Origin of the sequence: Leptolyngbya sp. AS-A5, assembly GCF_039962495.1 — a bacterium.
GTDB lineage: Bacteria > Cyanobacteriota > Cyanobacteriia > Leptolyngbyales > Leptolyngbyaceae > Leptolyngbya.
This window is the reverse complement of the sequence record NZ_JAMPLL010000033.1, coordinates 26,331-38,812: the sequence shown is the minus strand read 5'-3', so window position 1 is coordinate 38,812 and position 12,482 is coordinate 26,331. Positions and strand designations below refer to the sequence as shown.

The following is a 12,482-nucleotide window of genomic DNA, read 5'->3' as shown; positions in this document are numbered from 1 at the left end:
GCTTGCAATTTTCATTCGGTTCCGTTACGCTATCGTTAGACCTGCCGAAGTTGAGTGAGAATCACCTGCCGAAGAAAGGTGAGAATTAGGTGCCGAAGTTGTGCAAATATGCAGTTTTTCACGAAACCACAACTCGCGCGTGAGATGTAGAGCGAACTCTTGCCGCCGATGTCCCTTTCGGTTGGGTTGCAGGGGACAGTGTGTATGGCAGTAACTATCGGTTGCGCGACTTCCTGGAACAACACTCAGTGCGTTATGTGCTGGAGGTTGCCCGTGACCAATCGGTGACGTTCAACTGGAATAAACAGCGGATTGATCAGGTCATCGCTCAACTCGATGCTGAGGATTGGTCACGCTTGAGTGCGGGAACCGGGGCAAAAGGAGAACGCTGGTTCGACTGGATAGCGATTGCAACTCCTCATCCTGAACACAGGGGATGGCAACGGTGATACATCGCACGCCGCTCGGTTGAGCAACCGGGGGAGCTTGCTTACTTTCTGGCGTTTGTGCCCACCGAAACCCTGCTCGAAACGGTGGTTCACACCATCGGCAAGCGCTGGACAGTAGAGATGTGTTTTCAAACAGCCAAAGGCGAGGTCGGCTTAGATCACTATGAGGTACGAACGTGGCAAGGCTGGTATCGGCACATCACGCTATCGTGTCTGGCTCATGCCTTTCTCACGGTGGTTAGAACTCAGCAAATGCAGCTTGAAAAAGGGGCAGCAACCTGAATTCGTTCCGCACCTTCAAACATAAGCGAGGTCTATAATTACTCTGTCGATTGCCGAAATTCGCCGATTGTTGTGGCATCTGGGTTGGGAACTGAAGAAATCGATGTTGTTTCGACTGCATTGGTCGATGTGGCGACGGCAGCATCAAACCGTTGCCCAGTTTTATCATTACAAGCGTCGCTAAGCACATCAACTCCAAGATACTACAGTTGTAGATCGTCTGAAACCCCTACTGCACGTCGCTTGTAGTGATAGTACTGGGCGATGCTTCGATGAAGCCTGCGCCACTGCTGCCAGTGCAGAAAGTGTTCAAAACTCTGCTTGATCTGGAACACCCATTGCCCAAGTGAACGCCGCATCTCTCGCACACTTATAGGTAATAGAGGCCACGTTTGCGCTTGAACTCGAACAAACTGCCTGTGTTTAGTTCCCCTTTTTTTACCTCAATATCTAAATCTAAGGTCGTCATCACTGTGAGAAAGGCATGAGCTAACAGACATAAAGTAATGTGGCGGTACCACCCATGCCAAGACCGTACTTCGTAGTGGTCTAGCCCGACCCCCGCCTTTGCTGTTTGAAAGCAAGTTTCGATTGTCCAGCGCACGCCTGCAACGTGAACCAGCTGTTCAAGCGGGGTATTTGTTGGGGACTAGGTAATATGCCAAGTCAGATGGGTCTTGCAGCGATCTTCTTGCGAACACTCCACGTTCGAGGTCTGAGCGCTCTGGATGCTCAAAGCGGCGATAGGTCCACTGGTACAATCGCTGTCCTTTCGTCCCTGCACCCGCACTCAGTGTTTGCCAGTTCTCGTCCAATTGCTGTGCGACCAACGCATCGACTCGATGCGCCTGTTTGCCAATCCAGAACGATTGGTCTTTGCTGACCGCTAAAACGTAGTGTAGTCCCTGGGATTGAATGAACTGTCGCAAGTGATGGTCACCTCCATACAGCGCATCTGCTGTCACCCATTCGGCGGGTACTTTGGCATCGATTGCTCGTTTGAGCATCTGTCGAGCAAGCTGAAGTTTGGTGGCAAATGCGACCGTCTCTGGAATGCCTGCTGTGCGGCAACGGTCTCGGTTCTCGCTCCACCATTTCGGCAGATAAAGCTCTCGGTCAATGAAGGTGGCTCCAATCGAGCTGGCATAGCCAAGAGATACTCCCACTTGACAGTTTTCGACCCGTCCCGCGGTTCCCGAGTATTGTCGTTGCACACTGACCGATTTGTCTCCTTTCTTGATAAATCCAGTTTCGTCAAGCACCAGAACACCTTCTGGGCTGCCCAAGTGGTCTACCACATACTGCCTCAAGTCATCGCGCACGCCATCGGCATCCCAACGAGCGCGATGAAGCAGATGTTGAAATCCAACGGGGTCGCTGGCTCCCGCTGCTTCGGCCAGTTGCCAACTATTTTTACGTTCTACAGGAGCAATCAGGGCTTTGAGATACTCCGTTGCCCGTTGCTTGCTCTCAGTTCTAAAGAAGCAAGGAGCAATTTGCCGAGTCAGGTTTTTCAGATGTTGAGTAGCAGTCTGTAGTGAGTCTAAATGGGGAGAATGAGTCGTCGAGTTCAATTGAAAGATATCTTGAAATGCTTGTTCTACCCCTATTTTAGCCCCTATTTTAGCGAATCCTAATCTACAACTGTCGCACTAGTTGAAATCGTATTGATTTGTATCATCACCGATGACTTGTTCAGGGCGATTAGATATCAAGAAGACCGCCATGTCCAATTGAAGATTCTGAGCAGTTGAGGTCAATTGAGAAATAGCTTGAAATGCTTGTTTTGCTTTCTATTCTAGCGAATCATAATCTACTATTCTTGTACTATACTCAATCTGAAATCTTCATCTTTTTATGGAATGCTTAACAATCGGCAAAATCTTGAATCTAGTTCTGTTAACAATTAAACGGTTCGGATAATCAGTGATATCCTTTAGAAGAAATTGTAAGAATAATGGGGAGTATTGACGATGAATGCGCAACTTGTCCCTTCTTATAGTAATACTCGATCGCTTGGAAGTTCGAGAAAAGGCAATACCAGTGAAGATAACTCATCTGTCCGTGCTGTTGCGATCGTCTTAGGCTTGCTGATCAAATTTTTGGGTTTGTTGCTTCTGGTCGGGCTATTCCTCATTGCTGGTTTGGTCTGGATTTGGCTTGCTGGTTTTCGGGGTGGTTGGAGATTAGGAAATTGGCTGGCAGCACAAGGCGACGCAAGTCAAGATAAAGTTGCTCTGGAGCTTTTGAACAACTTGATTGTGACGCTAGTTGCGCCTTTAGCACTATTTGGTGATTGGGCAGAGCAGATCATCCGTGAAAGATTTCAAATTCAATTTCCGCCCAAGATAGATTTACGGGAAATCATTGAGACACAACTCAAGATCAAGCTTCCTGAGAATTCTCCTTGGAAGATTGATTCTGCCGACACATCAACAAAGATTAATCAATCAAAATAGCACTGAGTTTAATTGTCTCAGTATGTAGCGTACTTCTGCTTTTACAGGACAGTACGCTACAAGTCGTGAGGAGTTTAGCAATTACACCGGATCTCCTTTGGTTGAATCAGCAGTTATTTTATCTGCTGCAGCTTGAGCAGAACTGGCAATTAATCCTAGTACAAATGCTAGGGAAGTGGGAGCAACGATGAGCCAAAAGATATAGGTACGAATCATAGATTTATCCTGCAACGCTGCCTTTGATTATCTATCTGAACATTGAATAAAGCCAAGAGATGTTGCGAAAGTTAGCGCTTTGCTTGCCTAGTCCTCTTACAGCAAAGCATAAACAATCATTACAGTTTTGCAGAAGATCGAAGAAAAGATTGCATCATCAAGGCATTCATAATCATCGTTTAAAATAGTTCCCCTCTAGATTCGGTTAGAAGTTTAGAACAGGCTTGAGGGAGTTTAGCTTATGAGTGTAAGGCTCACCAACTTAACCAATCCAAGCCAAGCAAGTGCTGCTATAAAAAACAGTCTGCTGAAACATTCTGGTGTGAAGCCGATCGAGATCGACCCGAAGCAAAAGCCTGAGCAGTGGACGAAGAAAAACTCTGACCAATCTTCGCGCTTTAAACAAAACTTCAGTCGTATCCCTGTCAGTTCGGTACCTGTCATTCAACCAAAGCTGGTCGTGGGGCGACCGGACGATCGGTATGAGCAAGAAGCCGATCGCATTGCTGAACAAGTGATGCAGATGCCAGAGTCTACTATTGTGTCTAGTTTAGGATGTCCTAAATCTGCACTACCGCTCTCTATCCAACCGTTGAAGCCAGAGAACAATAAGAAACTGCAACGGCAGGTAAACGAAGCCGAAGAATCAGACGAGGAGGAAACGGTTCAGGCAAAATTCCTATCATCTTTATTACTTCCGCCATTGTCTTCCATACAAGGAGAGCGACTTCAGCGCCAGACCGATGAGTTGCAGGAAGCCAAGCCAGAAGAGGACGAAGAAGAAGAACCTGTTCAGGCAAAATTTCTGTCATCTTTGCCGGTTCTGAGTTCCTTTTCAGGAGAGCGACTTCAGCGCCAGACCGATGAGTTGCAGGAAGCCAAACCAGAAGAGGACGAAGAAGAAGAACCTGTTCAGGCGAAAGGGGTACCTCACCGAACCCCCACAGTGACTTCAGATTTAGGCAGTCGTTTGAAAGCAAGCCGCGGGCAAGGTCAGCCTTTACCTGTTGCGACTCGTGAGTTCATGGAGTCCCGATTTAATCATGACTTTAGTCAAGTGCGGGTTCATACCGATAGTCAGGCGAATCATTTGGCGCGTAATCTGAATGCTCAAGCATTTACGTTTAAACAAGACATCTACTTTGGCGCAGGGTATTACCAACCCCATACTTCCTCTGGAAAACGCCTCCTCGCTCATGAACTGACTCATACGATTCAGCAACAACCTCAACCCCTTCTCAAACCTCGTCGTCTTGTTCAAAATCGTTTATTGCCCCCTCAAGCATTACCGATTCAGGAAACTGAGGGCGCGTCAGGGGAAGTTCCATCGATCGTTCAGTCCTTGCCTGCTGGACACGCTTTAATTTCTCGGCGATCGGCATCCCCTTCTACGCAACCCAAAGATCCCGCAGAAGAAACCGAGTTTGAGGGACCCTTCGCTCCTGCCAGTACCAAATCAACAAAACCATTACCAACAGCACCCGCAAGCAAAGCCACACCAGAACCAGAAGAAGCCGAAGAGAACTTGGCAGAAGCATCTCCAGAAAAAGGGGAGACAGAATCACCTGTAGCCTCGGCAGAGTCAAGCGGAAAGACACCGACATCGCCACAAGAAGATCCCGCTTTTCAGTCTGTTGTGAACAAAGCGAAAGGGGTTGCCAAGCAGCAGAAAAAACACGCCCCTGCTAAGGCTGAAGCTGGAAAAGCACAGGCTGCATCCGAACCCCCTAAAAATGATGCGGAGAGCAAGGCGCAAGATCGACAAGTGCAAGAACTCGATCAACAAAAGCCAGGAACATTTAATGCAGATGCCTTTGTTGCTGCCTTACTAGAGAAGATTAAGAAAATTACGCCGACGACTGAAGACGAGGCGAAGGAGTTCAAGCAGAACAATCGGATTGACTCTGTGAAACGGGATGTTGCTTCCCAGGTAACAGATGAAAAGCAAAAAACGACTGATCCCATTGCTAAAAAGAATCAAGAAGCACCGAATACGAGCGGGATTGAGCCGAAGCCAGTCAAACCGCTAGAGAAACCGGATGTGGGTGCCCAACCGCCGGATTTGAATGCGGCTCAGGCTGCTCCGAAGCCGAAATCAGAAGCTGAGGTTTCGGAACCGTTCAAGAAAAATAGCGAAGAACTCGACCAGCAGATGTCTGGGGCAGGAGTGACAGAAAAGCAATTCGCAGAGTCCAATGAGCCACAATTTATGGCAGCGTTGGATGCGAAAAAATCCGCTCAAACGGATGCGGCAACAGCCCCAGATGCCTACCGCAAGGATGAACAAGGAGTTTTGGCAAACGCTCAAACGCAAGCAGAAACGGCTGAACAGACCCAGACAAAAGCAATGTTTGGACAGCGTAGTCAGCTTCTCACTCAAGTTCAGGATCAGCAAAAAGGGACGAAAAGTAAAGATGAACAAGAGCGAGTAGAGGTCGCTAATCACATTAACGGTATCTATGAGAAGACTAAGACTGATGTCACTGAAAAGCTTAAGACGCTAGATGATGAGGTTAACAAACGCTTTGATGCTGGCGCTCAGGTGGCGAAGCAACAGTTTACGAACTATGTTGATAAGGAAATGGACGCTTACAAAGAGAAGCGTTATGGGGCTTGGTACGATGTCAGTGGTTGGGGAACGCGCGTTGCTGATGCCTTTACGGGCTTGCCACCAGAAGTAAACATTATCTTTGTTCGAGGGAGAGCGTCATACATTGATTCAATGCAGGCAGTCCTGAAGGGCATTGCAAACTATGTTGCTGACACACTCAATCAAGCGAAACAACGGATTGCTGATGGCAAAAAAGAAATCCAGACGTATGTAGCGGGACTGAAACCATCGCTGCAAAAAGTTGGGCAAGAGGCAGCAGACAAGATTCAAGAGAAATTTGATCAGCTAGAGGAACAAGTCAATAGCAAGCAAGATGAACTGATTGATACCTTGGTTGAAAAGTATCAGGAGAACCTGAATGCGATCGATGAGGATATTAAGAAGCGGCAGGAAGAAAATAAGGGTTGGGTGGATAAAGCCAAGGAGAAGGTTCAAGGCGCGATCGAAACGATTAAGAAGCTGAAGCAGATGCTTGAGAACGTGCTAGCAAAAGTTCAAGATGTAGCAGCACTCATAATCAAAGACCCTATTGGTTTTTTGAGCAACCTAGTGGGAGGTCTAAAGCAGGGCTTTAATAACTTTGTTAGCAATATTCTCAAACACTTACAATCTGGTTTTATTGCTTGGTTGACAGGCAGCCTAGGGTCGGCAGGAATCACCATTCCAGATGACGTCTTCAGCCTGAAAGGTATCTTTAAGCTAGTCGTGCAAATTCTCGGATTGAGCTGGCCTCTTATCCGTGGAAAGGCGGTGAAAATTTTTGGTGAGCCAGTTGTCTCAGCCCTGGAGAAAGGAGTAGAAAAAGGAGCAGAAATCTTCCAAGTCCTAATGAAAGAAGGGCCAATAGGACTATGGGAGCAAGTGAAAGAGCAATTCACCGACCTGAAGGAAACGGTGATGGATCAGATTCAGGATATGCTCGTCACTCAAGTAATTCAGGCAGGTGTGAAGTGGATTATCGGGTTACTCAACCCGGCTGCTGCCTTTGTGAAAGCAGCAATGGCGATCTATGACATTGTGATGTTCTTTGTGGAGAAGGCTGCACAAATTGCTGACTTTGTTAGTTCAGTGATTGATGCTGTTGCTGCTATTGCTCGAGGTGCAACATCTGGTGCAGCGCAATTGATTGAGAATGCTCTTGCCAAGTCTTTACCGCTCATTATTGGGCTTTTGGCTTCGCTATTAGGCATTGGCAATCTTACTAAAAAGGTTCAAGCACTGATTCAGAAGCTCCGCAAGAAGGTTGAGAAGGCGATCGAGAATTTCTTTTTGAAGGTTAAGAAGAGTAAGCTCTTCCAAACTATCTCGAAGAAAGTGAAGAGTCTGATTAAGAAAGGGAAAGCCGCTGTTAAAAAGGCTAAGAAAAAAGCAAAAGCATTAGTCAAGAAAGCTAAGAAAAAAGCAAAAGCATTAGTCAAGAAAGCTAAGAAAAAAGCAAAAGCTTTTCTTGGAAAAATCAAGAAAAAGCTTGGTTTCGGTAAAGATAAGAGCAAAAAGAAGGATAAGGACAAAAAGAAAGATAAGGACAAGAAGAAATCTGAGAAAAAGCATGCCAAGATTGCTAAAGCTGTTGTAAAAGTTTTAGCAAAAGAATCCGCTAAAGAAATACCTTATGACGAATTGCGCCAGCAAAAAGAACAACAGGCAGCAAAGTTAGAAGGTGAATATAACAAACAACTTGAACAGCCCGTTAAGTTGAAAATTAGCTTCAAATCTCTCACAGAAGACGCGGAAGATAATGATCTAGACTTCCATGTTCATATTGGACCGAATGACGTTGATCTTGATGCAGCAGTAAAAGTTAGTGTACCAAAAACTCAAGTAACATATGCAATGGAAGGTAACAAAGCTTCGTATGTTAAGGCTGACCCATTAACTAGAAAACAAGGTAACACCAAAGGCTCACGAGCCGGACAGATTGATTTGGAAGGGTGGTCTACCCACATCGAAACAATTCCTGATTATGCTAAGTACTATGTGAGGCTGCATTTACTCAGCGAGAAGCTACATGGACCAGGAAATCAGGTATGGAACTTGACACCTGGACAAAAAAGTGAGAACAAATTGATGGAAAGTCAATTTGAAACCCCTGCGTATCAGCTAATTAAGAAGGGAAAAGTATTGAAATATGAGAGTAGATTGACCTATGGAAAAGATGCTGACTATAAAGCTTTTGCTGAGAGAATTGATATTGCTTATGAATACAAAGATGATAAAGGGAAACTAATAAAAGAAGGCGGCTCCTTGCCAATCACAAAACCTGGTCCAAAAGGTACAAAAACTGCACCGAACTTAAATACGATGTCAAGTCGATATGCAGAAAGAAGACTTAATTATGTATCTGGTGCGGCTATGAAGAGAGTTATAGATAATCGACCAGTAGGGGGATATGCTGGCTGGACAAAATTTGAGAAGAATTCTGCGGTTAAGCAAGAGATTAAGAATGATCCAAGCTTAATTGTTAATCTGAAAAAGAATATCCCAGATAATTTATCTGACTTCTAAGATCTTTGGAGATTATTAGTATGATGAACTGCATGAAAAGATTTGAGGCAATGATAAGCGAACTTGAAAATCACCCTCGAATTAATATTATTAAAAACAATTCTTATCCAGCAATTAATGAAGAAAAGATCGCTGAAATTGAAGAAGACTTCGCTATTAAATTAGATTATTCTGTTTCTAATTTCTATCAACAAGTTGGTGGTTTGGAGCTTGAGTGGAGTGCTGATTTGGAGGAAGATGAAGCTCAGCTACAAGGAGCTGATCAAATTATAGGAAGTATTCATCTATTACCATTAGAAAGGGTCTTTGCAGGTTGGAATGACGATGAATGGTTTAACGACTTATGGTTTGGATGGATGGATGAAGCTCAAAGCGAACCATTTAAAAGGCTTAAACCACTTGATTATTTCGATGGCCAAGATTCTGGATGTGTGTGTTTCCAAAGAGAAAATGGTAGATTGAATTCCAAATTGAAGTATCATAGTGTGGATTACGGAATTAATGAACTTCGGTCTGATTTCTCAACCTATATAGATTTGCTTCTAGATACAAGAGGATATTTTCGTTGGCAGCTTCTGATCGTCACTGATAAGACCATTGATGGTTACAAGGCGCAGTATGATCAATTCTCTGCACTGATGCCTAAACTTTTTCCTAAGACAGATTTTTCTAAGCTGAGATAGATTAACATAACCCCTTTTTGATCATCTAAATTAATAAAAGGGGTTATGTTAATTAAATCCTGCTGGTTCCTTCACAATTTGCCCGTGAGTGAATTGTGGGCGGTAGACAAGGTAACGAGTTGACACAAATTTTTGAACATATTTTTAAGAGGATGAATGAATACACAAGTCGAAACACCTCGTGTAGCTAAGAAATTAACGCTAGAAAATTTCTTAGCTACACCGCCATCCTTGCATGAAATTGACCTCGTTTTTGTAAGGCAAAGCAAGGAAGTTAATGGATGCCAGTTAATTGTTCGGGTTAACCCCAAGATATATCAGTACATATCTACAGAAAACCTCTTTAATCTCAAATCTGAATTCTGCATGCCACTTTCTAATGGAGACTTTCTCCTTGATTGCCCCATTCAACTCGAAGCCACTCTCCATTCCAATCTACTTCCCCAACTCCTAGACCACGCCCAAACCGAAGCAGAAGCGATCGCTTATCTACAAGCCCTCAGCCAACAACAAGCCGAACAGTTTGTAGGAGAAAACTCAGAATCCCCACTCAATCCCCTACTCTGTACCGAAAGCTGGTTTTGTCTGTCTGTAAAGCAACAACAGGAGTCCGGTGAAACGGGTTACACCACTCTCTGGAATTACGTCAACCCAGCACTGCTCAACCAACCAAAAGCCTCTAGTGAGGAGATTGCCGAAGGAATCACTAATTTTATTAAGGACTGGGCTGCTGCTAATCTCACTGCTGCAACTCAGGACATCACTGAAGACCTTTTCAAAGGCGTTACATCACTGTTTGACGGGTTTGACACTTGGCTCGATCTCGCCATTCCTGAAACCAAAAGCGATAGTGATGATTCTATCTTGGAAAGCACCATTGAATTCTTCACAGAAGACGATTGGACATTTACCAAGCTTCAGGGACAGTCTACCTTGCAAGTTGTCTGCCAAGGTAAGAACGGTAAATGGAACTGTTATGCCCAAGCCAGAGAACGCGAAGAGCAATTCGTTTTCTACTCCATCTATCCTGACTTTGCTCCAGAAGATAAACGACTCACGATCGCAGAATTTCTCACTCGTGCCAACTATGGCTTAATCAGCGGCAACTTCGAGATGGACTTCAACGATGGAGAAATTCGCTACAAAACCAGCATCGACGTAGAAGGCGATTTTCTCACCTCTGACTTGATCAAGCAACTGGTCTACGTCAATGTCATGATGATGGATCATTACTTCCCAGGCATCCAAGCCGTAATAGAGGGTCAGAGATCGCCAACAGAAGCGATTGCTCACATCGAAGCGCAATCAGACCATCAATAATTCTTGCAATTTCCCAGCAAACAGAAAGAGATAGCATTAGATAGAAGAAAGATAGAAGAAAGATCCATCGCCACATTCTAATCCCAAGGGGGACGCTCATGAGTCAGCAGTTCGATGCCCGAAAAGCCAATCCCCAAAAAACAGATAGTTTGTCCGTGTCAGGATTGCTTCAGCGATCGAGCACTCGCTCGATCGCAGCCGAACACGACCAAAATTTTCAACCCCTCTCCACATCAAGCTTCCGACGGAACTTCAGCCAAGTGCCTGCCCGTCCACCTGTGTTCCAACCCAAGCTACAAGTAGGGCAACCTGGCGATAGATACGAACAAGAAGCCGATCGCGCTGCGGATCGGGTGATGCAATCTTCTAGTCCAGTGCCTGCGATCGGGCGACTTCAACTCAGCGCAACTGCTCCCTTACAGCGACAGCCTGCCGCAGACGAAGAGAAAAAGAAAGCCGCCAAAGAAGTTGCTCATAAAGCCGAACGCAAAAAACAAGAGGCAGAAAAAGAGAAAGTCAGCGCAGAGGAAAAGGCAGTCAAAGCGGATAAAGATAAGCACGACAAGGAAAACAAGAAGAAAGAAGATGAACCCGTGCAAGCCCAAGCTGAACCAGGACAAGCTCCCACCGTAACCCCAGCACTTGAACAGTACCTCAGTACTCGGCAAGGCAACGGTCAACCGCTACCAGAATCTACCCGCACTTTTATGGAGTCTCGTTTCCACCATGACTTCAGCCAAGTTCGTGTGCATCCTGAGCAACCATCCACGCAAGCACTTCACGCAAAAGCCTTTACTCGCCGACAAGATATCTTCTTCAACCCAACTCACTATCGACCAGAAACGGCTACTGGACAGCATCTCCTTGCCCACGAACTCACTCACGTTGTTCAACAAGGAGCAGCACCCCCAAAAACCTATCATTCTTCTAAAACACGATGATTAATGCTAAAGACGATCGTCCTCCTTCAAACCAGCTCAGCCGAGACGAGTTTCAACAAGTTCCAGAGGCGCTGCGCCAAGATCTCGATGCAGGACTACGCTTTCTTCACCTGATGGCAATGCAAACCAAACTCGACCTCGTTGATATGGTCAGTACGCTGTTCGCTTTGATGGACGAGCTAGTGAAAGTGGGCAACTCGACCCTCAAAGCCTAGAAGAGCGTCGTGCACAATTTCTAGACAAAGAAGAAGCTCGGTTAAAGGAACGTGCCCATGTACAACTTGCGGACCCGATCGACAAATACACCCTAGGCAATTTGCCCCAGATTGACTGTCAATCCCGCCTCCATCTGTGTAAAGCTCGCTGCTGTAAGCTATCGTTTCCACTCTCGTTTCAAGACCTAGATGAACGAATTATTGCGTGGGATTACTCAAAACCCTATCAAATTCGTCAGAGCGCAGAAGGATACTGTGTGCATTGCGATCGCACCACAAGAGGTTGCAGCGTATATGAGCATCGCCCCACAGTCTGCCGCGCCTATGATTGCCGTAATGATCAACGAATTTGGATCGATTTTGAACAGCGCATTCCTGCTCCTGAAGACAGCTTGACGGCTAGTAGTTCCACACTATAGAACCCATTTGGGATCTTTTCTTGAAATACAAAGGTAAGCAGGAAGCCCGTTTCGAGCAGCTTATAGATTTAGGAGAAAAATCGTGGTTCAAGAACTATCTGAATCATAAGATCGAGGCATTACTAGCCTTGAAGACACCTCAAAAAGATCCCAAATGGGTTCTATAAGAACAGTGCTCCTGTAATTAAGAATAGCAAGTTGGCTTTTTACAGCCTCAACATGAACAGTCGTTAACTTTCTTAGCAGAAAGCTTACAAAGATGGCAAACTCAATTGAGACATTGTATTTTGGTGTTGTGTAAAAATAACACTGCTCAGTATATCCATTCTCTGAATAAGCTAAAACCCTAGTCTGAAGCTATTCGCAGCGCATCAAATAATTC

General features: G+C 45.3%; 9 protein-coding genes and 1 pseudogene. 8 read left to right on the top strand and 2 right to left on the bottom strand.

Features of this window, described 5'->3' with window-relative positions; translation table 11 throughout:
- The first annotated feature begins 200 nt into the window (after positions 1-200).
- Positions 201-449, top strand: coding sequence for a hypothetical protein (locus NC980_RS22410; protein WP_242027043.1), 249 nt, complete (start codon positions 201-203; stop codon positions 447-449).
- Positions 450-506: 57 nt separating this feature from the next.
- On the top strand, positions 507-731 hold the full coding sequence (locus NC980_RS22405; RefSeq protein ID WP_242027042.1) for a hypothetical protein: 225 nt from the start codon (positions 507-509) through the stop codon (positions 729-731).
- A 38-nt stretch (positions 732-769) separates the two neighbouring features.
- Here NC980_RS22405 and NC980_RS22400 read toward each other — a convergent pair whose 3' ends face one another.
- Together NC980_RS22400 and NC980_RS22395 are read right to left on the bottom strand one after the other, a co-directional pair.
- Positions 770-919, bottom strand: a complete 150-nt coding sequence (locus tag NC980_RS22400; protein WP_190377628.1) for a hypothetical protein — start codon at positions 917-919, stop codon at positions 770-772.
- 182 nt (positions 920-1,101) lie between these two features.
- A pseudogene (locus NC980_RS22395) lies at positions 1,102-2,248 on the bottom strand (IS701 family transposase).
- 456 nt (positions 2,249-2,704) lie between these two features.
- Here NC980_RS22395 and NC980_RS22390 point away from each other — a divergent pair.
- The 6 genes from NC980_RS22390 to NC980_RS22365 all read left to right on the top strand — a co-directional run bounded on the left by NC980_RS22390 (position 2,705) and on the right by NC980_RS22365 (position 11,681).
- Positions 2,705-3,190 carry a hypothetical protein gene (locus NC980_RS22390; RefSeq protein WP_190377627.1) on the top strand — a complete coding sequence of 162 codons (486 nt, stop codon included), beginning with the start codon at positions 2,705-2,707 and terminating at the stop codon, positions 3,188-3,190.
- Between the two features lie 733 nt (positions 3,191-3,923).
- On the top strand, positions 3,924-8,522 hold the full coding sequence (locus NC980_RS22385; protein ID WP_190377626.1) for a DUF4157 domain-containing protein: 4,599 nt from the start codon (positions 3,924-3,926) through the stop codon (positions 8,520-8,522).
- A gap of 20 nt (positions 8,523-8,542) precedes the next feature.
- Positions 8,543-9,205 (top strand): hypothetical protein, encoded by a 663-nt coding sequence (locus NC980_RS22380; protein ID WP_190377625.1) that lies wholly within the window; start codon positions 8,543-8,545, stop codon positions 9,203-9,205.
- Between the two features lie 366 nt (positions 9,206-9,571).
- Positions 9,572-10,525 (top strand): YbjN domain-containing protein, encoded by a 954-nt coding sequence (locus NC980_RS22375; protein WP_190377624.1) that lies wholly within the window; start codon positions 9,572-9,574, stop codon positions 10,523-10,525.
- A gap of 98 nt (positions 10,526-10,623) precedes the next feature.
- Positions 10,624-11,466: a DUF4157 domain-containing protein gene (locus NC980_RS22370; protein WP_190377623.1), complete on the top strand. Its 843-nt coding sequence runs from the start codon at positions 10,624-10,626 to the stop codon at positions 11,464-11,466.
- Positions 11,463-11,681: a hypothetical protein gene (locus tag NC980_RS22365; RefSeq protein ID WP_190377622.1), complete on the top strand. Its 219-nt coding sequence runs from the start codon at positions 11,463-11,465 to the stop codon at positions 11,679-11,681. The genes NC980_RS22370 and NC980_RS22365 overlap by 4 nt, the downstream gene beginning before the upstream one ends.
- Positions 11,682-12,482 lie beyond the last annotated feature (801 nt).

Coding starts and splice junctions, on each gene's coding strand:
- NC980_RS22390 (WP_190377627.1), top strand. CDS start 2,705: ATGAATGCGCAACTTGTCCCTTCTTATAGTAATACTCGATCGCTTGGA.
- NC980_RS22385 (WP_190377626.1), top strand. CDS start 3,924: ATGCAGATGCCAGAGTCTACTATTGTGTCTAGTTTAGGATGTCCTAAA.
- NC980_RS22380 (WP_190377625.1), top strand. CDS start 8,543: ATGATGAACTGCATGAAAAGATTTGAGGCAATGATAAGCGAACTTGAA.
- NC980_RS22375 (WP_190377624.1), top strand. CDS start 9,572: ATGCCACTTTCTAATGGAGACTTTCTCCTTGATTGCCCCATTCAACTC.
- NC980_RS22370 (WP_190377623.1), top strand. CDS start 10,624: ATGAGTCAGCAGTTCGATGCCCGAAAAGCCAATCCCCAAAAAACAGAT.
- NC980_RS22365 (WP_190377622.1), top strand. CDS start 11,463: ATGATTAATGCTAAAGACGATCGTCCTCCTTCAAACCAGCTCAGCCGA.